Source organism: Streptomyces sp. NPDC001544 (assembly GCF_042894285.1).
Taxonomy (GTDB): domain Bacteria; phylum Actinomycetota; class Actinomycetes; order Streptomycetales; family Streptomycetaceae; genus Streptomyces.
The window spans coordinates 255,002-280,227 of record NZ_JBIAVN010000008.1 but is presented as its reverse complement, the minus strand read 5'-3'; the positions used below and the strand labels follow the sequence as shown (position 1 = coordinate 280,227).

Annotated in this window: 26 protein-coding genes; 17 read left to right on the top strand and 9 right to left on the bottom strand. The window is 70.7% G+C overall.

From position 1 onward, the window contains the following. Positions 1-5 precede the first annotated feature (5 nt). From ACFY0F_RS22410 to ACFY0F_RS22385, 6 genes are all read left to right on the top strand, one after another. Entirely contained in the window at positions 6-1,781 is a 1,776-nt protein-coding gene (locus tag ACFY0F_RS22410; RefSeq protein WP_388796943.1) for an ABC transporter substrate-binding protein, read from the top strand. Between the two features lie 72 nt (positions 1,782-1,853). Next, complete coding sequence (locus ACFY0F_RS22405) at positions 1,854-2,861, top strand: ABC transporter permease (protein WP_388796940.1); 1,008 nt, start codon at positions 1,854-1,856, stop codon at positions 2,859-2,861. Continuing rightward, positions 2,858-3,949 carry an ABC transporter ATP-binding protein gene (locus ACFY0F_RS22400; RefSeq protein WP_388796937.1) on the top strand — a complete coding sequence of 364 codons (1,092 nt, stop codon included), beginning with the start codon at positions 2,858-2,860 and terminating at the stop codon, positions 3,947-3,949. Before ACFY0F_RS22405 ends, ACFY0F_RS22400 begins: the two co-directional genes overlap by 4 nt. Next, entirely contained in the window at positions 3,946-5,463 is a 1,518-nt protein-coding gene (locus ACFY0F_RS22395) for an ABC transporter ATP-binding protein (protein ID WP_388796935.1), read from the top strand. Before ACFY0F_RS22400 ends, ACFY0F_RS22395 begins: the two co-directional genes overlap by 4 nt. Before the next feature lie 97 nt (positions 5,464-5,560). Further along, a complete protein-coding gene (locus ACFY0F_RS22390) occupies positions 5,561-6,952 on the top strand; it encodes a M1 family metallopeptidase (RefSeq protein WP_388796932.1) in 1,392 nt (463 codons plus the stop codon). A 77-nt stretch (positions 6,953-7,029) separates the two neighbouring features. Then, positions 7,030-7,686 (top strand): trimeric intracellular cation channel family protein, encoded by a 657-nt coding sequence (locus ACFY0F_RS22385; protein ID WP_388796929.1) that lies wholly within the window; start codon positions 7,030-7,032, stop codon positions 7,684-7,686. On the opposite strand, the gene ACFY0F_RS22380 is transcribed toward ACFY0F_RS22385, so the two are convergent. Next, positions 7,595-8,836, bottom strand: a complete 1,242-nt coding sequence (locus ACFY0F_RS22380; protein ID WP_388796925.1) for an alpha/beta hydrolase — start codon at positions 8,834-8,836, stop codon at positions 7,595-7,597. The genes ACFY0F_RS22385 and ACFY0F_RS22380 overlap by 92 nt on opposite strands. A 160-nt stretch (positions 8,837-8,996) precedes the next feature. Here ACFY0F_RS22380 and ACFY0F_RS22375 point away from each other — a divergent pair, with 160 nt between their 5' ends. Next, complete coding sequence (locus ACFY0F_RS22375) at positions 8,997-9,851, top strand: thioesterase family protein (protein WP_388796922.1); 855 nt, start codon at positions 8,997-8,999, stop codon at positions 9,849-9,851. Here ACFY0F_RS22375 and ACFY0F_RS22370 read toward each other — a convergent pair. The 3 genes from ACFY0F_RS22370 to ACFY0F_RS22360 all read right to left on the bottom strand — a co-directional run bounded on the left by ACFY0F_RS22370 (position 9,838) and on the right by ACFY0F_RS22360 (position 10,985). Further along, positions 9,838-10,056 (bottom strand): hypothetical protein, encoded by a 219-nt coding sequence (locus ACFY0F_RS22370; RefSeq protein WP_388796920.1) that lies wholly within the window; start codon positions 10,054-10,056, stop codon positions 9,838-9,840. The two genes, ACFY0F_RS22375 and ACFY0F_RS22370, sit on opposite strands and share 14 nt — an antisense overlap. A gap of 61 nt (positions 10,057-10,117) precedes the next feature. Then, positions 10,118-10,336 (bottom strand): hypothetical protein, encoded by a 219-nt coding sequence (locus ACFY0F_RS22365; RefSeq protein ID WP_388796917.1) that lies wholly within the window; start codon positions 10,334-10,336, stop codon positions 10,118-10,120. Positions 10,337-10,397: 61 nt separating this feature from the next. Further along, positions 10,398-10,985: a TIGR03086 family metal-binding protein gene (locus tag ACFY0F_RS22360; RefSeq protein ID WP_388796914.1), complete on the bottom strand. Its 588-nt coding sequence runs from the start codon at positions 10,983-10,985 to the stop codon at positions 10,398-10,400. 112 nt (positions 10,986-11,097) lie between these two features. On the opposite strand from ACFY0F_RS22360, the gene ACFY0F_RS22355 reads away from it, so the two are divergent. Both ACFY0F_RS22355 and ACFY0F_RS22350 read left to right on the top strand, forming a co-directional pair. Beyond that, on the top strand, positions 11,098-12,054 hold the full coding sequence (locus ACFY0F_RS22355; protein WP_388796911.1) for a helix-turn-helix transcriptional regulator: 957 nt from the start codon (positions 11,098-11,100) through the stop codon (positions 12,052-12,054). Between the two features lie 160 nt (positions 12,055-12,214). Then, positions 12,215-12,574 carry a hypothetical protein gene (locus tag ACFY0F_RS22350; RefSeq protein WP_388796908.1) on the top strand — a complete coding sequence of 120 codons (360 nt, stop codon included), beginning with the start codon at positions 12,215-12,217 and terminating at the stop codon, positions 12,572-12,574. 72 nt (positions 12,575-12,646) lie between these two features. On the opposite strand, the gene ACFY0F_RS22345 is transcribed toward ACFY0F_RS22350, so the two are convergent. Continuing rightward, positions 12,647-13,282, bottom strand: a complete 636-nt coding sequence (locus ACFY0F_RS22345; RefSeq protein WP_388796905.1) for a TetR family transcriptional regulator — start codon at positions 13,280-13,282, stop codon at positions 12,647-12,649. A gap of 132 nt (positions 13,283-13,414) precedes the next feature. Here ACFY0F_RS22345 and ACFY0F_RS22340 point away from each other — a divergent pair, with 132 nt between their 5' ends. The 3 genes from ACFY0F_RS22340 to ACFY0F_RS22330 all read left to right on the top strand — a co-directional run bounded on the left by ACFY0F_RS22340 (position 13,415) and on the right by ACFY0F_RS22330 (position 15,188). Beyond that, positions 13,415-13,582: a hypothetical protein gene (locus ACFY0F_RS22340; RefSeq protein ID WP_388796902.1), complete on the top strand. Its 168-nt coding sequence runs from the start codon at positions 13,415-13,417 to the stop codon at positions 13,580-13,582. Between the two features lie 43 nt (positions 13,583-13,625). Beyond that, a complete protein-coding gene (locus tag ACFY0F_RS22335) occupies positions 13,626-13,892 on the top strand; it encodes a DUF4190 domain-containing protein (protein ID WP_388796899.1) in 267 nt (88 codons plus the stop codon). A 132-nt stretch (positions 13,893-14,024) separates the two neighbouring features. Then, positions 14,025-15,188: a cysteine desulfurase family protein gene (locus tag ACFY0F_RS22330; protein WP_388796896.1), complete on the top strand. Its 1,164-nt coding sequence runs from the start codon at positions 14,025-14,027 to the stop codon at positions 15,186-15,188. Positions 15,189-15,195: 7 nt separating this feature from the next. Here the strand turns inward: ACFY0F_RS22330 and ACFY0F_RS22325 are convergent, their stop codons facing one another. Together ACFY0F_RS22325 and ACFY0F_RS22320 are read right to left on the bottom strand one after the other, a co-directional pair. Beyond that, positions 15,196-16,761 carry a multicopper oxidase family protein gene (locus ACFY0F_RS22325; protein ID WP_388796893.1) on the bottom strand — a complete coding sequence of 522 codons (1,566 nt, stop codon included), beginning with the start codon at positions 16,759-16,761 and terminating at the stop codon, positions 15,196-15,198. 214 nt (positions 16,762-16,975) lie between these two features. Beyond that, on the bottom strand, positions 16,976-17,623 hold the full coding sequence (locus ACFY0F_RS22320) for an N-acetylmuramoyl-L-alanine amidase (RefSeq protein ID WP_388796889.1): 648 nt from the start codon (positions 17,621-17,623) through the stop codon (positions 16,976-16,978). 86 nt (positions 17,624-17,709) lie between these two features. On the opposite strand from ACFY0F_RS22320, the gene mnmA reads away from it, so the two are divergent. After that, positions 17,710-18,840: a tRNA 2-thiouridine(34) synthase MnmA gene (mnmA, locus tag ACFY0F_RS22315; protein ID WP_388796886.1), complete on the top strand. Its 1,131-nt coding sequence runs from the start codon at positions 17,710-17,712 to the stop codon at positions 18,838-18,840. A gap of 198 nt (positions 18,841-19,038) precedes the next feature. On the opposite strand, the gene ACFY0F_RS22310 is transcribed toward mnmA, so the two are convergent. Next, the gene (locus tag ACFY0F_RS22310) at positions 19,039-19,824 is read right to left on the bottom strand and encodes an alpha/beta fold hydrolase (RefSeq protein ID WP_388796883.1); all 786 of its coding nucleotides are present in this window, start codon (positions 19,822-19,824) and stop codon (positions 19,039-19,041) included. A 37-nt stretch (positions 19,825-19,861) separates the two neighbouring features. Next, positions 19,862-20,200: a DUF427 domain-containing protein gene (locus ACFY0F_RS22305; RefSeq protein WP_388796880.1), complete on the bottom strand. Its 339-nt coding sequence runs from the start codon at positions 20,198-20,200 to the stop codon at positions 19,862-19,864. 50 nt (positions 20,201-20,250) lie between these two features. Here ACFY0F_RS22305 and ACFY0F_RS22300 point away from each other — a divergent pair, with 50 nt between their 5' ends. The 4 genes from ACFY0F_RS22300 to ligA all read left to right on the top strand — a co-directional run bounded on the left by ACFY0F_RS22300 (position 20,251) and on the right by ligA (position 25,013). Continuing rightward, complete coding sequence (locus tag ACFY0F_RS22300; protein ID WP_388796877.1) at positions 20,251-20,790, top strand: TIGR00730 family Rossman fold protein; 540 nt, start codon at positions 20,251-20,253, stop codon at positions 20,788-20,790. Between the two features lie 26 nt (positions 20,791-20,816). Continuing rightward, positions 20,817-21,506, top strand: a complete 690-nt coding sequence (locus ACFY0F_RS22295) for an SDR family oxidoreductase (RefSeq protein ID WP_388796874.1) — start codon at positions 20,817-20,819, stop codon at positions 21,504-21,506. Positions 21,507-21,800: 294 nt separating this feature from the next. Then, entirely contained in the window at positions 21,801-22,802 is a 1,002-nt protein-coding gene (locus ACFY0F_RS22290) for a methionine synthase (protein WP_388796871.1), read from the top strand. A gap of 15 nt (positions 22,803-22,817) precedes the next feature. Then, positions 22,818-25,013, top strand: coding sequence for an NAD-dependent DNA ligase LigA (gene ligA, locus ACFY0F_RS22285; RefSeq protein WP_388796868.1), 2,196 nt, complete (start codon positions 22,818-22,820; stop codon positions 25,011-25,013). Positions 25,014-25,226: the final 213 nt, after the last annotated feature.

Sequence of the window (25,226 nt, the reverse complement as noted above, 5' to 3'; positions counted from 1 at the left end):
GATCAATGGAGGGGAAGCAGACCATCATGCGAAGGTCAGCACTGGCCGCGGTTGCGGCCATCGGCTCCGCCAGCCTGCTCGTCGCAGGTTGCAGCAAGGCCGATGACAACAAGGACGGCGGCGCGCCGAAGGCGGCCGGTGCCAACAAGGCGACCACCGGTGTCGTCAACGCGTCCGACAAAAAGGGTGGCACGGTCACCTATGAGATGTCGGACGTGCCGGACTCGTTCGACCCGGGCAACACGTACTACGCGTACATGTACAACTTCAGCCGGCTCTACGCGCGCCCGCTGATGACGTTCCAGCCCGGCCCCGGCGAGAAGGGCAACACCCTGGTCCCGGACCTCGCGGCGAGCAAGGGCGTCTCGAGCGACGGCGGCAAGACCTGGACGTACAAGCTGCGTCCGGGCCTGAAGTACCAGGACGGCACGCCGATCACCTCGAAGGACGTCAAGTACGCCGTCGAGCGGTCCAACTTCGCGCGTGACGTGCTCTCGCTCGGCCCGAACTACTTCCAGCAGTTCATGAAGGACGGCGACAAGTACAAGGGTCCGTACAAGGACAAGAGCGCCAAGGGCCTGTCCTCGATCGAGACGCCGGACGCCACCACGATCGTCTTCCACCTGAACCGTTCCTTCCAGGAGTTCGACTACCTGGTGGCGGCCCCCCAGACGGCTCCGGTGCCGCAGGCCAAGGACGACGGCGTCGACTACGTCAAGCACATCGTCTCCTCCGGCTCCTACCAGTTCCAGAGCTACCAGGAGGGCAAGCAGGTCGTCCTGGTCCGCAACAAGAACTGGGACCCGAAGACCGACCCGCTGCGCAAGCAGCTGCCCGACAAGATCGTCGTCAACCTGAAGGTCAACGGCGAGACGATCGACAAGGACCTGCAGTCCGGCGACGCCACCGTCGACCTCGCCGGCACCGGCGTCCAGGCCTCCACCCAGGCCAGCATCCTCAACTCGGCGGACGGCAAGGCCAGCACCGACAACGCCTACGGCGGCCGCCTCGTCTACGCGGCGATCAACACCAAGGTCAAGCCGTTCGACAACATCGAGTGCCGCAAGGCCGTCGAGTACGCCATCGACAAGGTCTCCGTGCAGACCGCCGAGGGCGGCCCGATCCGCGGTGACATCGCCAGCACCGTGCTCCCGCCGGACATCCCCGGCTACGAGAAGGCCGACGTCTACGCGACGCCGGGCAACAAGGGCGACGTCGCCAAGGCCAAGGAGCACCTGAAGGCCTGTGGCAAGACGTCGATCACGACCAACATCACGGCCCGCTCCGACCGTCAGCAGGAGGTCGACGCGGCCACGGCGATCATCAGCTCGCTGAAGAAGGTCGGCATCAACGCCAGCCTGAAGCAGTACCCGCAGGGCAAGTACTTCACCGACTACGCGGGTGTGCCGAAGTTCACCGAGAAGAACAACGTCGGCATCATGATGATGCAGTGGGGCGCCGACTGGCCGTCCGGCTACGGCTTCCTGCAGCAGATCCTGAACAGCAAGGCCATCAGCCAGTCCGGCAACACGAACCTGTCGCAGTTCGAGAACAAGGACGTCGACGCCAAGCTGGCCCAGGCGATCGCCACCCCGGACCTGGCCGCCCGCAACAAGCTGTACGGCGAGATCGACAAGGCCACCATGGACCAGGCGGTCATCGTCCCGCTGACCTACTTCAAGGTCCTGCTGTACCGCTCGCCCTGGGCGACCAACGTGACCTCCACGTCGGCCTTCAGCGGTCAGTACGACTACCTCAACCTCGGCACCACGAAGAAGTAGCAGCCCCGGAAGGCAGGTGAAGGCATTGGTGCCCGCGGGCTTCGCGGCCCGCGGGCACCAGCGCCGGTCCCCGTGATCTCGTACATCCTCCGTCGGACGGTGGCGGCAGTGATCCTGCTGCTGGTCGTCTCCGCGGTCACCTTCGCCATCTTCTTCCTGCTGCCGAGACTGGCCGGTCAGACAGCGGACCAGCTGGCACAGCAGTACATCGGCAAGAGCCCGTCGAAGGCGGACATCGCCGCGGTCAAGCACAACCTCGGTCTGGACCAGCCCGTCTACGTCCAGTACTGGCACTTCATCAAGGGGATCCTGGCCGGCGCCGACTACAGCGTCGGTCCCAGCACGGTGCACTGCAACGCACCCTGCTTCGGCTACTCCTTCAAGACCCACGAGGCGGTCTGGCCGAAGCTCGTCGACCGCCTTCCGGTGACCCTGTCGCTGGCCGCGGGTGCCGCCGTGCTGTGGCTGGTCTCCGGTGTCGTGATCGGCGTCATCTCCGCGCTGAAGCCGCGCTCGGTCTTCGACCGCACCTTCATGGGCGTCGCGCTCGCCGGTGTCTCGCTGCCCATGTTCTTCACGGGCAACCTGGCGATCCTGCTCTTCACCTACCAGTGGCCGATCTTCGGCCGCACCTACGTCCCGCTCACCGAGAATCCCGCACAGTGGGCCAACACCCTCTTCCCTGCGTGGTGTTCGCTCGCCCTGCTGTACTCCGCCATCTACGCGCGGCTGACCCGCTCGGGCATGCTGGAGACGATGAACGAGGACTTCATCCGCACGGCCCGCGCCAAGGGCCTGCGCGAGCGCAACGTCGTCGTCCGGCACGGACTGCGCGCCGCGCTCACCCCGATCATCACCGTCTTCGGCATGGACCTCGGTCTGCTGCTCGGCGGCGCGGTGATCACCGAGACCGTGTTCTCGCTGCACGGCATCGGTGAGTACGCGGTGGAGGGCATCACCGACAACGACCTGCCCCCCATCCTCGGCGTGACCCTGCTCGCCGCCTTCTTCGTCGTGATCGCAAATCTCCTGGTGGACCTGCTCTACGCGGCCGCCGACCCGCGGGTGAGGCTCTCGTGACCGAACTCTCCAAAACCGGCGCCGCAGTGGGGGAACCCACCTCCGGCAAGGCACCCGAGGCCTTCCTCGAGGTCCGCGACCTCAAGGTGCACTTCCCTACCGACGACGGCCTGGTCAAGTCGGTCGACGGCCTCAGCTTCTCGCTGGAGAAGGGCCGGACCCTCGCCGTCGTCGGCGAGTCCGGCTCCGGCAAGTCGGTCACCTCGCAGGCCATCATGGGCCTGCACCGGCTCGGCGCGCGCGGCAAGAACGTGCGGATGTCCGGCGAGATCTGGCTGGACGGCAAGGAACTGGTGTCCGCCGCCCCGGACGAGGTGCGCAAGCTGCGCGGCCGTGAGATGGCGATGATCTTCCAGGACCCGCTGTCCGCGATGCACCCGTACTACAAGGTCGGCGACCAGATCGTCGAGGCGTACCGGGTCCACAACGACGTCAGCAAGAAGGTCGCCCGGGGGCGCGCCATCGAGATGCTCGACCGGGTCGGCATCCCCGAGCCCGCCAAGCGCGTCGACGGCTACCCGCACGAGTTCTCCGGCGGTATGCGCCAGCGCGCCATGATCGCCATGGCGCTGGTCAACAACCCCGAACTGCTCATCGCGGACGAGCCGACCACCGCTCTCGACGTGACCGTCCAGGCCCAGATCCTCGACCTGATCCGGGACCTGCAGAAGGAGTTCGGCTCCGCCGTCATCATGATCACCCACGATCTCGGCGTGGTCGCCGAGATCGCCGACGACGTCCTGGTGATGTACGGCGGCCGGTGTGTGGAGCGCGGGCCGGCCGGCGAGGTCTTCGAGCAGCCGCAGCACCCCTACACCTGGGGCCTGCTGGGCTCGATGCCCCGCATCGACCGCGAGACCTCCGAACGGCTCATCCCCGTCAAGGGTCAGCCGCCGAGCCTCATCAACGTCCCCTCGGGCTGCGCCTTCCACCCGCGCTGCCCGTACGCGGACATTCCCAAGGGGAACGTCACCCGCACGGTGCGCCCCGAGCTGGAGCAGGTGAGCAGCGGGCACTGGAGCGCCTGCCACCTCTCGGCGGAGGACCGTACGCGGATCTGGACCGAAGAGATTGCGCCGAAGCTGTGAGTGAGACGACGAAGACCGGGGCGACGAGCGGGTCCGCCGATGGCGAGGTGCTGCTCAAGGTCGAGGGACTGACCAAGCACTTCCCGATCAAGAAGGGCATTCTCCAGCGCCAGGTCGGCGCGGTGAAGGCCGTCGACGGCATCGACTTCGAGGTGCGCAAGGGCGAGACCCTGGGCGTGGTCGGCGAGTCGGGCTGCGGCAAGTCGACCATGGGCCGGGTCATCACCCGCCTCCAGGACCCGACCGGCGGCACGATCACCTTCGACGGGCAGGACATCACCCGGCTCAGCACCGGGGACATGCGCCCGCTGCGTCGCGACATCCAGATGATCTTCCAGGACCCGTACGGCTCCCTGAACCCCCGTCACACCATCGGCTCGATCGTCTCGGCGCCCTTCCGGCTCCAGGGCGTGGAGCCCGAGGGCGGGGTGAAGAAGGAGGTCCAGCGGCTGCTGTCGCTGGTGGGCCTCAGCCCCGAGCACTACAACCGCTACCCGCACGAGTTCTCCGGCGGTCAGCGCCAGCGCATCGGCATCGCCCGCGCGCTGGCCCTGAAGCCGAAGCTGGTGGTGGCGGACGAGCCGGTGTCCGCGCTGGACGTGTCGATCCAGGCGCAGGTCGTGAACCTGATGGACGACCTCCAGGAGGAGCTCGGCCTCACCTACGTGATCATCGCGCACGACCTCTCCGTGGTCCGGCACGTCTCGGACCGGATCGCGGTGATGTACCTCGGCAAGATCGTCGAGCTGGCCGACCGCACCTCGCTCTACGAGGCGCCGATGCACCCGTACACCAAGGCGCTGATGTCGGCGGTGCCGGTGCCGGACACCAAGCGCCGGGGCGCCAAGAGCGAGCGCATCCTGCTCAAGGGCGACGTGCCCTCCCCGATCGCGCCGCCGAGTGGCTGCCGCTTCCACACCCGGTGCTGGAAGGCGACGGAGATCTGCAGGACGACCGGGCCGCAGCTCGTGGAGCTGCGGCCCGGCCAGCGCGTGGCCTGCCACCACCCGGAGAACTTCGCCGACCAGGCCCCGCAGGACACGGTGCTGTTGTCCGCCGCGAAGGAGGCCTCGGAGCTGGTCGGAGACGCGGTGCTGGAGGAGTCCGCGGAGACGTCCGCCGCCGTCGCGGCGACCTCCGCGGCCGCCGGCGCCCCCGCCGAGGCGAAGGTCCCGGGCCCCCGGTCCGCCGAGGCCGGCACCGAAGCGGAAGCCGAGGCGGAAGCCGAAGCCGCAACCGACGTGGAAGCCGACGCCACGGCCGGGGAGACCGCGGCGCCCTCCGATGTGAAGACCGGCCCCGGCGCCAAGGTCACGCCCAAGCCCTCCGTGCCCGACGCCGAGGCCCCCGCGGAGGAGCCGACCGCCGCCACCGGTGCCGCGGCCGACGCGCCCGCCGGGGAGCCGGAGGCCGTCGCCGAGCAGACCGGCCGGGACGCCGAGGCCGCCCGGGACGCCGAGGCGGGGTCCGCCGAGCCGGCGGGAGACGAGTCCCAGGAGTCACACGACAAGTAGCACATGACAACTCGGCAAAGTCATGTACATGCATGAACGGGAGAGCGCAGAGTCGTCCGTGTCCGTCTGATGATCGACACGATCGAAAGGGACGACCATGGCACTCTCCCGTTCGGCACGCTTAGCGGCCCTCGCCACCGCGGCGGCCTCGTTCCTCGCCATCGGCGCCGCCTCCGCCCCCACCCCCGGCGGGTCCGGCATCGGTGACAGCTACTTCCCGCAACTCGGCAACGGCGGCTTCGACGCCCGCCACTACGACCTGACCGTGGCCTACGACCCGGACACCGCCCGCCTCGACGGCCGGACCACGCTCACCGCGCGCGCCACGCAGGCCCTCTCGTCCTTCGACCTCGACCTGCAGAAACTCGAGGTCACGAAGGTCGAGGTGAACGGCAGACGCGCCAAGTTCACCCGCGACGGCGACGAGCTGCGGATCACCCCGGGCAGCCCCCTGCGCAAGGGCCGGACCTTCACCGCCACCGTCACCTACGGCGGCGTGCCCGAGCCCCTCGGCGGTCCCATCGTCTTCGGCTCGAACTACGGCTGGATGAAGACCGCCGACGGCGTCTTCGTGGCCTGCGAACCCAACGCCGCCTCCACCTGGTTCCCGTCCAGCGACCACCCCTCCGACAAGGCCACCTACGACATCCGTATCAAGGCCCCCAAGGGCCTGACCGGTGTCTCCAACGGCCGGCTGGTCCGGACGTACGACAAGGGCGGCTCGACGTACACCCACTGGCGCGAGAGCAGGCCCATGGCGACCTACCTCGCGACCGCCACCATCGGGAAGTTCGACGTGCGGACGGGGAGGACACCCTCCGGCATCCCGATCTACGTCGCCATCGACCCGGTGCTCAAGAACAGCAACAGCGTCGACGTGTACGGCGTCACCGCCGCCGCCACGGACTACTGGTCCCAGATCTTCGGCCCGTACCCGTTCGAGGAGACCGGCGCGATCGTCGACGACATGCCCGAGGCGGGGTTCTCGCTGGAGGTGCAGAGCAAGCCCGCCTACTCCGCCGTGCGCAACGAGTCCACGATCGTGCACGAGCTCGCCCACCAGTGGTTCGGCGACTCGGTCAGCGTGGCGCAGTGGAAGGACATCTGGCTGAACGAGGGCTTCGCCACCTACGCCCAGTGGCTGTGGGCGGAACACCAGGGCACCCGCTCGGCGCACGACTCCTTCAGGGCCGGCTACGACTCCCGCCCCGCCGACTCCGCCTTCTGGCAGATCAAGGTCGCCGACCCGCAGCGGGACACCATGTTCTCCTCCGCCGTCTACCAGCGCGGCGCGATGACACTGCAGGCCCTGCGGGAGCGGATCGGGGACACCGCATTCTTCAAGCTGCTGCCCGCCTGGACGAAACTCCACCGGTACGGCAACGCCGACACCGCCGACTTCATCCGCCTCGCCGAGAAGATCAGCGGACAGCGGCTCGACGACCTGTTCCGGACCTGGCTGTTCACCACGGGGAAACCGGCCCTGTGACCTGCGCTTCGACGAGCCACGCCTCGACGAACTGCGCTTCGTGAGGTCCGCTCACCCTGACGAGTGAGAATGTCAGGGTGCTCCAGCAACTCTTCAGTCCCTCCGTCCAGCACACCCTCGACGTCGTCGGAATCTTCGTCTTCGCGATCTCCGGTGCGCTGCTGGCCGTCCGCAAGAACTTCGACGTCTTCGGCATAGCCGTCCTCGCCGAGGTCACCGCGCTGGGCGGGGGGCTGATCCGGGACATCGTGATCGGCGCCGTACCACCGGCGGCCTTCACGGACCTGGGCTACTTCCTCACCCCGCTGCTCGCCGCGCTCGTCGTCTTCTTCCTGCACCCGCACGTGGAGCGCATCCAGGCGGCGGTGCTCGTCTTCGACGCGGCCGGCCTCGGTCTGTTCTGCGTGGCCGGCACGACCAAGGCGTACGACTACGGTCTCAACCTCACCGCCTCGGCCACCCTGGGCCTGGCCACCGCCGTCGGCGGCGGGGTGCTCAGGGACGTACTCGCCAACGAGGTGCCCTCGCTGCTGCGCTGGGACCGCGACCTGTACGCGGTCCCGGCGATCGTCGGGGCCACCATGGTCGCGCTGTGCATCCACTACGACGTGCTGACCCCGTACACCACCGCCCTCGCCGTCGTCACGGCCTTCGTGCTGCGCCTGCTCGCGATGCGGTTCCACTGGCGAGCGCCGCGTGCGTGGAACCGACGGTCGACGGTGACCGAGGAGTAGAGCCGTCCGTGGCCGCCGAGCGCGGCCGGTTCTGGCCCATCTGCAGGGTCAGCCACCGGAAGGACGGCACCACCTGGGGCCGCCACAGTGCCATGGTGTGACCGCCGGCGCTGCGCGGCAGGAACACCACCTGCACGGTCGTGGGCGCCTTCGCGATCGATTGCAGGGCCACGCCCGCCTGGTAGCCGTCCCCGGACTCGCCGGAGACGTACAGGGCGATCCTGGGCGGCGCCGCCGCCCTCTTGAGCAGCAGGTACGGGTTGTTCGCGGCGCGCAGGGCCGGGCTCTGCGCGGCGAGCGAGTTGCGTTCGCCGATCGGGTCGTTGTACCCGGACAGGCTCACCGCGGCCCGGTAGCGGTCGGGGTGGGCGACGGCCAGCTTGACCGCGCAGTGGGCGCCCGCCGAGTACCCGGCGACCGCCCAGCCGGACGGCGCCGGTTCGGCGCGGAAGTTGTCCATGACCATCTTGGGCACGTCGATGCTCAGCCAGCTGTCGGCGTTCACCGTGCCCGGGATGTTGGCGCAGCCGGTGTCGACCCCGGCCAGCAGGTTGGTGCGCGGCGCCACCAGGATGAAGGGGGCCACCTGCCCGGTCTTCATCAGCGGCAGCAGCTGCTCGTGGGCCTTCAGCGAGCCGAACCAGGCCTTCGCCGAGCCGGGGTAGCCCGGCAGCAGCTCCACGACCGGGAACTTACGGTGCCGGTAGGCGGGCTCGCCGTACTGCGGCGGCAGCCAGACGTAGACCTCGGCGTTCACTCCCGACACCCGGCCCTTGAGCTGGGTGACGCGAACCCCGCCGGCCGCGTGCATGCCGGGGCCGTCGGCGGTCTGGAAGGCCTGCTTGACCTTGGGCAGCCGTTTGAACGCTATGCCACCGGTGCCGTCCCGGCCGAGGTCGGCGGCCTGCTGGACGTGGTTGCCGGTGCCGAGGAGGTCGGCCCAGTTGTCGTAGAGGTTGTCGGAGTTGTTGACGAGGAGGAACACCAATGTGACCGCCGTGCCCTGGGCGAACAGCAGCATCAGCATCCGGGCCGCTACGCGCAGTGCCCTGGGCCCCCGCATCCTCGACCACAGGACCAGCGGCAGCAGGAGGGCGACGACGAACAGCACGATGGTCGTGTAGAGAAAAGCAGTCCCGGTGAGGCTCATGTCCTCATAGAGGGGGACGGGGGTCTCCGGGTTACGGTCCTGTCCCGACACTTACCTAGATATTGCCGGGATCTCACCCGACAGGGCGGATCTTCGCCATGCGTATCACGCCAGTCGGACAAAGCTACCGCTTAGTAATTTCCTGTTGTACGGTTCACCCATGCCAGACGCAGCTTCCGTTCCCGCGGCCCTGATCGGTGACAGCGAGTTCGACCGCGACACCGCGGTCATCCGGCGCGAGCCCGGGGTCTACGACATCGACCTCTCCGCCGGCTGGACCATCATCAACGCCGTCAACGGCGGCTATCTGCTGGCGGTCCTGGGCCGGGCCCTCGCGGACACCCTCCCGCATCCCGACCCCTTCACCATCTCGGCGCACTACCTCACCGCCTCCCAGCCGGGCCCCGCGGTCGTGCGCACCGAGACCGTCCGCACCGGCCGCACCCTCTCCACCGGCCAGGCGTCCCTCTTCCAGTACGACGACGCGGGAGCCGAGGTGGAGCGGATCCGTGTCCTCGCCTCCTACGGCGACCTCGACTCCCTCCCGGACGACGTCCGTACGACGGCCACGCCGCCGGCGATCCCGCCCATGGACCAGTGCTTCGGCCCGGAAGACGGTCCCGCCCCGGTCGAGGGCAGCTCCGCCATCACCGACCGCCTGATGCTCAAGCTGGACCCGGCCACCCTGGGCTGGGCGCTCGGCGCCCCCTCCGGCAAGGGCGAGATGCGCTCCTGGTTCGGCCTCGCCGACGGTCGCGACGCCGACCCCCTCTCCCTGCTCCTCGCGGTGGACGCCCTCCCGCCCACCGCCTTCGAACTCGGCATCGCCGGCTGGGTCCCGACGGTCGAACTGACCGTCCACGTACGCCACCGCCCCGCGCCCGGCCCGCTGCGGGTGGCGATCACCACCCGCAACCTGGCCGGCGGCTTCCTCGAGGAGGACGCCGAGGTCTGGGACAGCGCGGATCGCCTGGTCGCCCAGTCCCGCCAGCTGGCCCGGGTCAGGCTCGCCTGAGCGGTTCACGCCCCAGCCAGGCGGCCAGGCGGTGGTAGGTGTCGGCGTCCTCGGGTGCCGGGCGTACGTCGGCGAAGGGGGTGTCCGCGTCGCGCCGGGGGTCGGGCAGGACGCGGCGGGCCGTGGCGAGTGCGAACTCGGCGAGCTCCGGGTCGAGTTCGTGGGGGTGGCCGAGGGACTGGGACAGGTCCCAGGTGTGGGTCACCAGCTCCATCACGCTGTGTCCGATCTGCGGCTGCCGCCGCGTGGCGGACAGGGCGGCGGGGTCAGTCCCGGTTGAGTGGGGTGCGGCCGAGCCAGGCGGCCAGGCGGTGGTGGGTGTCGGCGTCCTCGGGTGCCGGGCGTACGTCGGCGAAGGGGGTGTCCGCGTCGCGCCGGGGGTCGGGCAGGACGCGGCGGGCCGTGGCGAGTGCGAACTCGGCGAGCTCCGGGTCGAGTTCGTGGGGGTGTCCGAGGGACTGGGACAGGTCCCAGGTGTGGGTCACCAGCTCCATCACGCTGTGTCCGATCTGCGGCTGCCGCCGCGTGGCGGACAGGGCGGCGGGGTCAGTCCCGGTTGAGTGGGGTGCGGCCGAGCCAGGCGGCCAGGCGGTGGTGGGTGTCGGCGTCCTCGGGTGCCGGGCGTACGTCGGCGAAGGGGGTGTCCGCGTCGCGCCGGGGGTCGGGCAGGACGCGGCGGGCCGTGGCGAGTGCGAACTCGGCGAGCTCCGGGTCGAGTTCGTGGGGGTGGCCGAGGGACTCGGACAGGTCCCAGGTGTGGGTCACCAGCTCCATCACGTAGCCGGACAAGGCGGCGTGGCCGGGTACCTCGCCCCACGGCACGCGGACGGGTGCCGTCAGCCGCTCGCCGCTCTCCCAGGCCTTGAGGACCCGGGTGCGCACCTCGTCGTAGGCCGCCGCCCAGTCGGCGTCGCCCACCCCGTCGGCGAAGGGGTGGACCGCGAGCCCGTCGCCGCCCTCGCCGACGACCGCGATCCGCCGGGTGCCGCCGACGACATGGCTGAGCAGGGTGCGGACGTCGAACTCCGTACAGGGCGTGGGCCCGGCCAGCTGTTCGGGCCGCACCGTCTTGACGAGGGCCGCGAACTGCTCGGTGGCGCGGGTGTAGAGGGGGCGGGGGTCGATGGCGTTCATGGTGGTGCCTCTCCTTGAGTTCCCTGGAGTCGTTGAACCGAGCATCGCGGGATAACCTGACATCCGCCGTCAGGATTTGCCGCGGGGTCCCGGACGGCGCGATCCTGCCCAGGTGAAGTCCGACCGCCTGCTGTCCATCCTGCTGCTCCTGCAGACCCGGGGCCGGGTCCCGGCACCCGAACTCGCCCAGCGGCTCGAGGTGTCGGTGCGCACCATCTACCGCGACGTCGAAGCCCTGTCGGCCTCCGGCGTCCCCGTCTACGCCGAGCGCGGCCGGCACGGCGGCATCGAACTCCTCGCCGGATTCCGCACGGACGTCACCGGTCTGACCGCCGACGAGTCCCGGGCCCTGTTCATCCTGGCCGCCCAGGGAGCGCACGCCGCCCTCGGACTCGACGCGGCCCTCGGCTCGGCGCTGCGCAAGGTGATGGCGGCCCTGCCGGCCCCGCACCGGCCCGCCGCCGAGGTGACCAGCCGGCGGATCCTGGTCGACGCCACCCGCTGGAAGAGCGGACCGCAACAGGCCGTCGACCTGGAGACGCTGCAGGACGCCGTGTTCGCCGACCGGCGCCTGAGGCTGCGCTACCGGCACAGCGGGGAACGGGACCCGCAGACGTACACCGTCGACCCCTACGGCCTGGTCGCCAAGGCGGGCGTCTGGTACCTGGTCGCCGACCGGCGGGGCGGCCCGCGGCTGTTCCGCGCCGACCGGGTGCACTCCGCCCGGGTGCTGGACGACCCCGTGCGCCGCCGTCCCGGCGTCGAACTCGCCGACGTCTGGGAGGTGCTGCGCCGCCAGGTCGAGGAGCCGCCGGGAGGGCTGGAGGTGAGCGTACGGGTGCGCCGGGAGTTCCTCGACATGTTCGTCCGCATGACGGCCTCCTCGCTGGCCGAAGTCCCCGAGGACACCGGGGAGGAGGAGTGGGTGACGGCCCGGCTCACGTACCCGTTCGTCCGCGCCACCCGCCAACTGCTCGCGTTCTCCGACGCGGTGGAGGTGCTCGCACCGCCCGAAGCGCGCGCCGAACTGCTGGCCGCAGCGCGCTCCGTCACGGACCTGTATCGGTGAGCAGACCGGGACGGTGGCCAAAGCCCAGGTGGGAGCGGGTGCTTGAGGTGCGCTTTACCTCTTGGACAGGGCGGCCACAGGAGGTACTCAAGAACGCCCTAAGCGCCGTTGGTTGAGTGCCCGTCTCACGACTCGCTCATCGTTCCTGGAGTTGGCTCTCATGAAGCGTGCACGTCTCCTCCCCGCCGTCGCCCTGCTCGCGATGTCCCCGCTGCTGCTGACCGCGTGCGGCTCCGGCGACTCCTCGTCCTCCACCGGGGGCTCCGCCCAGCAGAGCTGTCAGCGGCCCTCCGGCATGCCGACCGGGGGAGCGTCCGGGCGCCCGAGCGGCGCGCCCAGCGGCGCACCCTCCGGAGCGCCGTCCGGGGCGGCCTCGGGCAAGCCGGCCGGACGCCCCTCGGGCGCCCCCTCAGGCATGCCGAGCGGTGGGCCCGGCGGTGGCCAGGGCGGTCCCGGCGGCGGGCAGGGTGGCTGCGGCGGTCCCGGCGGCGGGCAGCAGGGGCAGGTCCAGCAGGGCTGACGGGGACTTCGTCACCGCGGAGGCGGCGGGTTCCGGTGACGGGCTCGCCGCTTGCGCGCGTCTCCTCCCGGTTCAGTCCAGCCAGTGCCGGCGGCCGACGCTGATCAGCCGGAGCTGCCGGGTCGCCAACTGGGTGACGCGCTCCAGCTCGGCCTCGGAGGAGTCCGGTGCCTCCAGGGCCTCCAGGAAGAGGGAGGCCGTGATGAGCATCTGGTCGACGTAGAGGTGCGCGAGCATCAGCAGGTCGTCGTCGTCCCACCCCCTCGCCTCCGGGTCCGTGGCCAGTTCGGTCCTCACCTCCTGGGCGAACCGGGCGAGCTGGGCGCGGATGGCCTCGCGCACCGGCTGGACCCCGCCGTGCCGCTCGCGGGCGATGAACCGGACGTGCGCGGTATGGGCCTCCACGTGGTGGGCGATCAGCCGGATGACCCGGGCGATGCGGTCCTCGCTGTCGTCCGCCGAGGACACCGTCGAGCGAACCATCGGGTGCAGGCTGCCCAGCGCCTCGTCGACCAGGGCCACACCGAGGTCCGCGGTGGAGCGGAAGTGCCGGTAGAACGCGGTCGGGGCGACCCCGACGGCGCGGGTGACCTCACGCAGGCCCAGGCTGCTCAGGCTCTGCTCCTCCAGCAGTCCCAGCGCCGCGTCCAGGAGCGCCTGCCGGGTCTTCTGCTTCTGGGCCTGCCGGACCCCGAGAGTGTGACTCATGTCATCCAGTTAACAACTGTTCTCCGTAAATGGAAAGCCGTGGGCGCGATAGACTCAAGAGTCAGTGAACAACTGTAACTACAACCGTTCACCGAAACTTCACGCCAGCACCCCGGAGGGGGGATCCACCCCATGCTGTTCATCGTCGCCGCTCTGCTGCTGCTCGGCGTCGTCATGGGCACGGTGGCCCACGCGCCGCTGACCGTCAGCGCCGTCGCCGCCGTCGTCATCGCCACCTGGCTCGCCGTCTTCGCGCTCCGCGAGCGGCACGGCCGCCGGCGCGGCACGTCCGCCAACTGACCCGCCCCCACCCGTCCATCCGTTCCGTCGGGAGCTGACCACCATGCACCTCACCGCACCGGCAACCAGCCGTACCGGTGTCCGCGACACCGACGGCATGGCCGTCGCGTCCTTCGTCCTGGGCCTCCTCGGTCTCCTCGTCCTCAACCTGTTCCTCGGCCCCGTCGCCATCGTCCTGGCGGGCGTCGCCCTGTGGCGTGGCACCACCCGGCGCGGCCGTGCCCTGCTCGGCATGACCCTGGGCGTCGCCGACCTGCTGGTCCTGGTGGCGTTCATGCAGGCGGACAACACCGTGTCCTGGGGCTTCTAGCGAGCTTCCAGGGAGCTTCCGGCGAGCCGCCAGGGAGCCTCCGTGAAGCTCGGCGAGTGGCGCGAACGCGTGGGTGGCGGCCGGGGACGAGCCGCGACCACCGCCGGGTCGCCCCGTAGAATCGGGCTCACCATGGCTTATCTCGACCACGCGGCGACCACCCCGATGCTCCCGGAAGCGGCGCAGGCACTGACCGCCCGGCTGAGCATCACCGGCAACGCGTCCTCCCTGCACGCCTCCGGCCGCACGGCCCGCCGGACGGTCGAGGAATCCCGCGAGACCCTCGCGGACGCGCTGGGCGCGCGACCCAGCGAGGTGGTCTTCACCTCGGGCGGCACCGAGGCCGACAACCTCGCCGTCAAGGGCCTGTACTGGGCCCGCCGCGACGCCGAACCGGCCCGTACCCGCGTCCTGGCCAGCCCCGTCGAACACCACGCCGTCCTGGACGCCGTCCACTGGCTCGGCGAACACGAGGGCGCCACCGTCGAATATCTCCCCGTCGACTCCTACGGCCGCGTCCACCCCGAGGCCCTGCGCGAGGCCATCGCCCGCAACCCCGACGATGTCGCCCTGGCCACCGTCATGTGGGCCAACAACGAGATCGGCACGGTCCTGCCGGTGCGTGAACTGGCCGACGTCGCGGGTGAGTTCGGCATCCCCCTGCACGCCGACGCCGTCCAGGCCTTCGGCCAGGTCCCCGTCGACTTCGCCGCCTCCGGGCTCGCCGCCATGACCGTCTCCGGCCACAAGATCGGCGGACCGTACGGCATCGGCGCCCTGGTCCTCGGCCGTGAGTACACCCCCGTACCCGTTCTGCACGGCGGCGGCCAGGAGCGCCACGTCCGCTCCGGCACCCTCGACGTCCCGGCCATCGCCTCCTTCGCGGTGGCCGGCCGCCTCGCCGCCGAGCAGCGCGAGTGGTTCGCCCGCGAGATCGGCGCCCTGCGCGACGCCCTGATCGACGCGGTCCGCACGGCCGTCCCCGACGCGATCCTGGGCGGCGACCCGGTCGACCGGCTCCCGGCCAACGCCCACTTCAGCTTCCCCGGCTGCGACGGCGACTCGCTGCTGCTCCTGCTCGACGCGCAGGGCATCGAGTGCTCCACCGGTTCCGCCTGCACCGCCGGCGTCGCCCAGCCCAGCCACGTCCTGCTCGCCACCGGCACCGATCCCGACCTGGCCCGCGGCACCCTCCGCTTCTCCCTCGGCCACACCTCCACCGAGGCGGACGTCGAGGCGGTCGCGAAGGCGATCGGCCCCGCGGTGGAGCGTGCGCGCGCCGCGGGGCTCACCTGACCGGGGGTCAGCTCTCCGTCACCATCAACGAGGCCATCATGCCCTCGTCCTCGTGCTGGAGGAGGTGGCAGTGGAGCATGTACATGTACGTGTCGTCGGCGAAGTCGGTGAACTCCATCGCGATCTCGATGGATCCGCCGCCCACCACCTCGTAGGTGTCGTACCAGCCGAGCTCGACCCCGCTGGGATCCTCGCCGTTGACGGAGACGAGCTGGTACGGCACGTCGTGCAGGTGGAAGGAGTGCTCCAACTGCGTGCTGTTCTTGATCGTCCAGATCTCCTTCGATCCGAGCGTCGTACTGATCATGGCCATGGCGGACATGCTGGTCCCGGCCGAGCCGTTGATCGTCATGGTCGTGCCGCTCTGGCCCAGCGTGATCGTCCGGGCGGTGAAGTCGCTGGTGTCGTACCGCTCGATGGTGTTCAGCGTGCTGGGCAGGTCGTCCGGGGTGTCGGTGCCGGAGGCGGTGACGGCCAGTACGTCGTAGGTGCCGCTGCCGCCGCGGACCCAGCCGGTGGTGACCACGGCCTGCAGGGTGACGTCGTCCGACAGGTCCATCACGAACTCGGCGCGGGCGCCCGCCACGAGCCGGATGGAGTCCACGGCGGTCGCCTCGGTCAGATAGCCCTGGTCGGTGGCGATCTGGGTCAGGGTGCCGCTGTCGCTGCGCTGGATGGTGATGATGTCCGACGGCGAGGCGTTCAGTACCCGGAACCGGGTGCGGGTCTTGGTGGCGGTGAAGGAGAGCGTGGTGTCGTCCACGTTCGTCCCGTTGAGCAGCAGCGGGAAGGTCAGGTTGTTCGACAGGTAGCCGGTCAGGTTGTACTTGATGTCCCCGCCCCTGTCCGTGGCCAGGCTCTGGAAGATGAGCGGGATGTCGTCGGTGCCGTAGTCGCTGGGCAGCGCCGCGGAGGCGTCCGAGTCGTCCTCGACGATGATCATGCCGGCCAGGCCGTGCACGGCCTGCTCGGCCGTGGTGCCCAGGGCGTGCGGGTGGTACCAGAGGGTCTTGGCCTCGTCCTTCACCTCGAACGTGGGGGCCCAGGTCTCCCCGTCCGCGAAGGCCACCTGGGGACCGCCGTCCATCTTGGCGGGGACGTGGGCGCCGTGGAAGTGGACCGTGGTGTCCGCGCCCAGGCTGTTGGTGATGTTCAGCAGCACGGTGTCGCCCTTGGTCCACTTCATGGTGGGGCCGAGGAAGGACTGGTTGTAGCCCATCGTGTCGCTGGTGACACCGGACAGCACCTCGGCGGTGCCCGTCTTCGCCTCCAGCGTGAACGTGGTCGTGCTGTCCGAGGTGGTGCCCTCCAGCAGGTCCGGGATCGTGAGCGTGCCGGACGCCGCGGAGGCCTTGTCGCCTCCCTTGTCCAGCAGGGTGAAGGTCGTGCCGGCCACTCCGACCGCCCCGAGGCCGAGACCGGCCATCCCGCCGAGGAACTTCCGCCGGTGCACACCCTTGCCCCGCTTGGTCCTGCTGGTCTTGGAGTGCTCGCGCTCGGCCCGCTCGCGCTTGCCGTGGGAGCCGTTGCCGCTTCTGCCCGCAGTGGTGCCGGGCTCGGTGATGTCAGACATGGCGGGGATGTTTGACGTAGGGACTGTGTGAAGGCTGGGTCGAAGCTGGGCGGAGGCCGCGCGCACTGTGACACCGCCGTGAGCTGCGGTCGCCGCCAACTCACGCGCCCCAGAGCCAAGTTGACGTGCAGCAGGTCACATCGACGGCGGGGGACGCATCGGACACATGAAGCTCGGAGCCATCACACACAGCAGACACAGTGTGCGACGTACGTCACATCTGTCGGCGTATGAGCCCCAGGTACCGATCCCAGTCCCAGTACCGGCCGGGATCCGTGTGGTCCGTCCCCGGCACCTCCACATGGCCGATGAGGTGCTCCCGGTCCACGGCCATGCCGTACCGCCGGCAGATCGCGGCCGTCAGCCGCGCCGAGGCCGCGTACATCGCGTCCGTGAAGGAGGACGCGTGCTCCACGAACCCCTCGTGCTCGATGCCGACGCTGCGCTCGTTGTACTCCCGGTTGCCCGCGTGAAAGGCCACGTCGAGCTCGCGGATCAGCTGGGTCACGCGGCCGTCCTTGCGCACGATGTAGTGCGCCGCCGCCTGGTGCGCCGGGTCCTGGAAGGCCTTCACCGCGCTCGCGTAGTCGCCCTGCGTGACATGGACGACCACCCTGTCGATCGCGTAGTCGTCCGGCCGGTCCGCCCGCCGGTAGTTCGCCGGGGAGGCCGCCACCCAGCGCGCGCCCCGGAAGTCCACCGCCCCGGCCACCCGCGGCCTGTCCACTCCCGGCAGCCGCCACCACAGGTGCGACAGCTCCTCCCGGGCCAGCAGGGCCGTCCCCGCGGCGGCCACGGCCCCGCCGACCAGCAGGGCGCGCCGCCCCAGCCGCCGGTCGGAGTCGCCTCTCGCCGCACTCACCGTGTCACCCCCACCGAATCGTCACCGTGATCGTCAACGGATGTGCGCGGAACCCGGTTCCCACCGCCCCGTACCCTGGAAGGGCTATGACTGACACCCCGCAGCCCACCCGCCCCCTCCGCGTCCTCGCCGCCATGTCGGGCGGCGTGGACTCCGCCGTCGCCGCCGCCCGCGCGGCCGAGGCGGGCCACGACGTGACCGGCGTCCACCTCGCGCTCTCCGCGAACCCCCAGTCGTTCCGCACCGGCGCGCGGGGCTGCTGCACCATCGAGGACTCCCGCGACGCCCGCCGGGCCGCCGACGTCATCGGCATCCCGTTCTACGTCTGGGACCTCGCCGACCGCTTCCGCGAGGACGTGGTGGAGGACTTCGTCGCCGAGTACGAGGCCGGCCGCACACCGAACCCGTGCCTGCGCTGCAACGAGAAGATCAAGTTCGCCGCCCTCCTCGACAAGGCGCTGGCCCTCGGCTTCGACGCGGTCTGCACCGGCCACTACGCCAAGGTCGTCGTGACCGAGGACGGCACGCGCGAGCTGCACCGGGCCTCCGACATGGCCAAGGACCAGTCGTACGTGCTCGGCGTCCTGGACGACCGGCAGCTCGCCCACGCCATGTTCCCGCTCGGCGACACGGTGACGACGAAGGACGAGATCCGCGCGGAGGCCGAGCGCCGGGGCCTGGCGGTCGCGAAGAAGCCCGACTCCCACGACATCTGCTTCATCGCCGACGGAGACACCCAGGGCTTCCTCGCCCGACGTCTGGGCAAGGCCGAGGGCGACATCGTCGACGAGTCGGGCACGGTCGTCGGCACCCACGAGGGCGCGTACGGCTTCACCATCGGCCAGCGCAAGGGCCTGCGCATCGGCACCCCTGCCCCCGACGGCAAGCCGCGCTACGTCCTGGACATCTCCCCGGTGAACAACACCGTGACGGTCGGCCCGGCCGCCGCCCTGGACGTCACCGCCCTGACCGCGATCAAGCCCCGCTGGTGCGGCGCAGCCCCCACCGGCCCCGGCACCTACACCGCCCAGCTCCGCGCCCACGGCGGCGAGACCGAGGTCACCGCCGAACTCGTCGACGGCTCGCTGGCGGTCCGGTTCACGGAGCCCGTACGGGGCGTGGCCCCCGGCCAGGCGATCGTGCTGTACGACGGTTCGCGGGTGGTGGGGTCGGCGACGATCTCGGAGACGGTGCGCGCTACGGCCGGGGTGGGATGACCGGGCCGGCCCTGCCTTCACGGCGCGTATGAGCCCGAGCAACCGCCCCGGCTGGTCGTCAGGCCCTGGCCGGGGTGCCGCTCTCTCGAAGGGCGACGTTGCCGGTGGCCGTGGCGACTCGGGTCATCGTTCCCCGGCGCTCGCATGAGCGCCCTCTCGGCGCACGTCCTTGACGTGCTCTGTGATGTTCACGAGCGTTCAGGTCTGCGCCGTGAAGAAGTTCATCAGCACCGGCGCCAGCGCATCCGGATCCACCATGTGCGTCTGGTCCGCCAGCTCGCGGTACGTCCCCCGGGGCACCGCCTCCGCGACCGCGCGGGTCGCCTCGCGGAGCCAGTCCGGGCTCGCGCCGCCGGCCACCGCCAGCGCCGGGACGGTGATCGCGGCCAGCCGGTCCCGGGGCAGCGGGCCGCCGCCCATCACCGCGTCGTCGTAGGCCAGGGTCGGCGCGATCGCCTCCATGTCGGCCCACATGGGGGAGTGACGGGCCCGCTCGATCATGCCCTCGGCCAGGCCGGTGAGCCGGAGGAACAGCGCGACGGCGTCACCGGGCCTGCCCTGCCCGAGCGCCTGGTCGAGGTTCCGCGTGTACTCGGCACGTCCCTTCGCGTCGTCCTCGCCGAGGGCGTACGGCGTCTCGTAAACGGCCACCTGACGGACCGGCAGCCCGCTCGCCGCCGCCTCCAGCGCCAGTGCGCCGCCCGAGGAGATGCCGTAGAGCGCCGACTCACCGCCCACCGCGTCGATCAGCGCCGCCAGGTCCTCCACCTCTCGCTCCACCGCGTACGGCGCCGTGTCACCGCTCTCCCCCCGGCCCCGGCGGTCGTACACGACGGCCTGGAAGTGGTCCGCGAGCCGCTGCGCCAGGGGCGCCATGGTGTGCCCCGTGGACATCGCGCCGCTCACGAGGATCACCGAGGGACCCCGGCCGGTGGTCTCGTAGGCGATTCGGGTGCCGTCGGCGGAAAGCGTCTCCTTGTCCATACCTGTGCAGACTGCCCCACGGCACGGACCTCATCGGTCAGGACACGTCGACTTCGCCGACTTCGACCTCGTAGAAGCAGAGGTGGTCCTTGATCGGTGCGACGTCCGGCTTGGGATCGGGATACGCCCACACCAGGTCGGGCGCGTCCGGGAGCGACCAGTAGGAGGCCGTCCCCTTGAAGGGGCAGTGCGTGTGGGTGTCGGAGGGGGTGAGGAGGTCCAGCCGGACGTCCTCGGGCGGGATGTAGTAGCGCACCGGACAGCCGGTCTCCCGGAGCACCAGGGGGCGGTCGGTCTCCGCCAGCACATGCTCGCCGTGCACCACGCGCACGTGCCGCTCCACCTGCTCGATCGTGATCGTGTGTCCATCAGCCATGAAAGGAGAGCGTTCCAGGCCCTCGGGTTGTTCCCTCGTACGCTGGCCGCATGCGAATCTGCGTCTTCCTCTCCGCCGCCGAGCTCGACGACCGCTACACGCGCCCCGCGCGCGAGTTCGCCGAACTGATCGGCAAGGCCGGTCACACCCTGGTGTGGGGCGGTTCGAACGTCGGCCTGATGAAGGTGGTGGCGGACGGGGTGCAGGAGGCGGGCGGCCGGCTCGTCGGCGTCTCCGTCGGCTTCCTGGCGAACCGGGCGCGGCCCGGTGCCGACGAGATGGTGATCGCCCACGACCTCGCCGAGCGCAAGAAGCTGCTGCTGGAGAAGGCCGACGCGGTGGTGATCATGGTGGGCGGTACCGGGACGCTCGACGAGGCCACCGAGATCCTGGAGCTGAAGAAGCACGGCCGTACCGACAAGCCCGTGGTGCTGCTGAACACGGCGGGCTTCTACGACGGGCTGAAGGAGCAGTTCCGCCGCATGGAGGAGGAGGGCTTCCTGCCCCGGCCGCTGGCCGAGCTGATCGGCTTCGCCGAGGAACCGGCGGCGGCGCTGGCGTACCTGGAGGAGCACCTGGGCGGCGCGTGACGGACGGGCGGTGCGAGCATGGCGCCATGGCTACTCATGTGATCACCGGGGCGGGCTCGGGCATCGGCGCGGCGGTGGCCCGCCGTCTGCACGCGCGCGGGGACGAACTCGTGCTGCACGCGCGCGACGCCGGCCGAGCGAAGGAACTGACGGCCGAGTTCCCCGGCGCGCGGACCCTCGTGGGCGATCTCGCCGACCCCGACCGGCTGTCCTGGGCTTTCTCCCACCAGACGCTGCCCGACCGGGTGGACTCGCTGCTGCACATCGCCGGAGTGGTCGACCTCGGCGAGGTGGGAGACCTGACCCCCAAGTCCTGGCGCCACCAGCTCAACGTCAACCTGATCGCCCCCGCCGAGCTGACCCGCCACTTCCTGCCCCAGCTGCGTGCCGCCCGCGGCCACGTGGTCTTCGTCAACTCCGGCGCCGGCCTGAACGCCCACGCCGGCTGGTCCGCGTACGCCGCCTCCAAGCACGGCCTCAAGGCCCTCGCCGACTCCCTGCGCCAAGAGGAACACGGCAACGGCGTCCGCGTCACCTCCGTCTACCCCGGCCGCACGGCCAGCCCCATGCAGGCCAAGGTCCACCAGCAGGAGGGCAAGGAGTACGACGCCGCCCGCTGGATCGACCCCGAGTCGGTCGCCACGACGATCCTGACCGCCCTCGACCTTCCCCGCGACGCGGAGATCAACGACGTGACGGTCCGCCCGGGCCGCTGACCGCTGGGGCGCCGGCCCGCACTACTCAGCCCGTCCGGCGTTTGAGGACGAGGCCGTTCAGGCCGATGGGGTGCAGGGGCGGAGCCCCGGCGGGGTGCAGGGGCGGAGCCCCGCGGGGGTCCAGGGGGCGCAGCCCCCGGCGGGGTCGAAGGGGCGGAGCCCCTGGGACGGGAAGGGTAAGGGCGGCGGGGGCGAGAACAGCCGAGCCCGCACCGGCTCGCGGCCCAGCACCCGCACCCCGCACCAAGCGCCCGCACCCCTCACCCCGCCCCAACACCTACGTAGGCTTCACCCGTGAACGACAACACCCCCTTCGGCCCCGCCACCGGCATCGGCTCCCTCCCCGGCACCGACGCCAGGGAAGCCGCCAAGACGGCCACCGGCAGCTTCGAGGACTTCCCCTTCCTCCCCGAGCTGCCCGCCAGAGGCCCCGGCGCGGACATGATCGGCCGCACCGCCGGCATGCTCGTCGAGCTGTACGCGCGCGTGGAGCCCAGCGGATGGCGGATCGGCGACCGGCCGGGCCGGGACACCAAGCGGGCCCGGTCCTGGCTCGGCGAGGACCTCGACGCGCTGGAGGAGTTCACGCAAGGCTACGAAGGGCCTCTGAAGGTGCAGGCCGTCGGCCCGTGGACCCTCGCCGCCGCCCTGGAACTGAAGAACGGCGAGGCCGCCCTCTCCGACCCCGGCGCCTGCCGCGACCTCGCCGCCTCCCTCGCCGAGGGCCTGCGCCAGCACCTGGACGAGGTGCGAAGGCGCGTCCCCGGCGCCCGCCTCGTGCTGCAGCTCGACGAGCCCTCCCTCACCGCCGTCCTGCGCGGCCAGGTGAAGACCGCCAGCGGCTACCGCACCCACCGCGCCGTGGACCGTCAGGTCGTCGAGGCCACCCTCCGGGACCTGGTGGGCGTGCACACGCCCGGCCCCGTCGTCGTCCACACCTGCGCCCCCGACGTGCCCTTCGCCCTGCTGCGCCGGGCGGGCGCGGCCGGGATCTCCTTCGACTTCTCGCTGCTCACCGAGCGTGACGACGAGGCGATCGGGGAGACGGTGGAGGGCGGCACCCGCCTGTTCGCCGGAATCGTGCCGGGCACCGACGGCCCGTTGTCAGACCCTGCCGGTAGCGTCATGGGTGTCAGGACGTTGTGGCGCAGGCTGGGGCTGCGGCCCGGGCTTCTCGCCCAGGCGGTGACCGTCACTCCGGCATGCGGGCTCGCGGGCGCGTCCCCGGATTACGCCCGCCGGGCGCTGGCCCACTGCGTCCGGGCGGCGAGGTCCCTCGCGGACAACCCAGAGTAACGGGAGGACAACACGGTGGCCGGCGACAAGCAGCAGGCGGAGACGGCAGTGCCCGCCGAGGCACGGGACAAGCACGCGCAGCTCGCTGAGCAGATCGAGGAGCACCGCTTCCGGTACTACGTGAAGGACGCTCCCGTCATCAGCGACGCCGAGTTCGACGGGCTGCTGAAGACCCTGGAGGCGCTGGAGGAGGAGTATCCGGAGCTGCGCACGCCGGACTCGCCGACCCAGAAGGTCGCCGGGTCGTACCGGACGGAGTTCACGTCGGTCGAGCACCGCGAGCGGATGCTCTCCCTGGACAACACCTTCAACGACGAGGACCTCGCCACCTGGGCCGACCGCATCGCCCGCGAACTCGGCGAGCAGGAGTACCACTTCCTGTGCGAGCTGAAGGTCGACGGCCTCGCCGTCAACCTCACCTACGAACACGGCCGCCTCACCCGCGCCGCCACCCGCGGGGACGGCCGCACCGGCGAGGACATCACGCCCAACGTCCGCACGATCGCGGAGATCCCGGAGCGCCTCAAGGGCGACCGCGTCCCCGACCTGGTGGAGATCCGCGGCGAGGTCTACTTCCCGATGGAGAAGTTCGCGGACCTCAACGAGCGGCTCGTCGCGGCCGGGGACAAACCCTTCGCCAACCCCCGCAACGCCGCCGCCGGTTCACTGCGCCAGAAGGACCCGCGCGTCACCGCCACCCGCCCCCTGCACATGGTCGTCCACGGCATCGGTGCCCTGGAGGGCTACGAGGGCATGACCCGTCTCTCCCAGGCCTACGACCTCCTGGGCGGCTGGGGTCTGCCCACCTCCCGGCACAACAGGGTGGTCGACGACCTCGACGGCGTACGCGAGTTCATCGCCTACTACGGCGAGAACCGGCACTCCGTGGAGCACGAGATCGACGGCGTGGTGGTCAAGCTCGACGAGCTGCGTCTCCAGGGCCGCCTCGGCTCCACCGCCCGCGCCCCGCGCTGGGCGATCGCGTACAAGTACGCGCCGGAAGAGGTCAACACCAAGCTGATCGACATCAAGGTGGGTGTCGGCCGCACCGGCCGCGTCACGCCGTACGCCCAGGTCGAGCCGGTCACCGTCGCGGGCAGCGAGGTGGAGTTCGCCACCCTGCACAACCAGGACGTCGTCAAGGCCAAGGGCGTCCTGATCGGCGACACCGTGGTGATCCGCAAGGCCGGTGACGTCATCCCGGAGATCCTCGGCCCGGTCGTCGACCTGCGCGACGGCAGCGAGCGCGAGTTCGTGATGCCGGCCGAGTGCCCTGAGTGCGGTACACCGCTGCGGGCCATGAAGGAGGGCGACATCGACCTCCGCTGCCCCAACGCGCGTACCTGCCCGGCCCAGTTGCGGGAGCGGGTCTCCTATCTCGCGGGCCGCGAGTGCCTGGACATCGAGCACTTCGGCGAGGTGGCGGCGGCGGCGCTGACCCGCCCGCTGGAGCCGGCCGACCCGCCGCTGGTCGACGAGGGCGACCTGTTCGACCTGACGGTGGAGAAGCTGCTGCCCATCAAGGCGTACGTGCTCGACCCGGACAGCGGCCTGCCCAAGCGGGACCCCAAGACGGGGGAGGAGAAGGTCGTCACGGTCTTCGCCAACCAGAAGGGCGAGCCGAAGAAGAACACCCTCGCGCTGCTGCAGAACATCGAGGCGGCCAAGAGCCGTCCGCTGGCCCGCTTCCTCAACGGGCTCTCGATCCGGCATGTCGGGCCGGTCGCGGCGCAGGCCCTCGCACGGGAGTTCCGCTCCATCGACCGCATCGAACAGGCGACCGAGGCGGAGCTGGCGGCCACCGACGGCGTCGGCCCCATCATCGCCGCGGCGTTGAAGGAGTGGTTCGCGGAGGACTGGCACCGGGAGATCGTGCGCAAGTGGAAGGCCGCCGGAGTCCCGCTGGAGGAGGCGAGTTCCGGTGAGGACGAGGGACCGCGTCCGCTGGAAGGGCTCACTGTCGTCGTCACCGGCACCCTTGAGAACTACACACGCGACGGGGCCAAGGATGCGCTGCAGAGCCGAGGGGCGAAGGTGACCGGTTCCGTGTCGAAGAAAACGTCCTTCGTGGTGGTGGGCGACAACCCGGGGTCGAAGTACGACAAGGCCATGCAGCTCAAGGTGCCGGTTCTGAACGAGGACGGATTCGGCGTCCTTCTGGAGCAGGGGCCCGAAGCGGCGGCCGAAGTCGCGCTTCCGACCGATGAGTAGCGGTTGAAGGCCACTCCAACGGTGCATATCAGATGCATACGGGTGGCCGGGGTGCATTCGGGCAACCGTCGGCGACCGCTGCCCGTGGAAGCGTTCAGCGGCCTACTGTTGAGGTGTGCGCCTGCCGTGCCCAGCTGCGGTCGGGGCATCCCTTTGCCCGTGCGGAGCAAGGGAAAGGGCTTTCCAACGCGGAGCCGCTGATGGTTGTCGGGC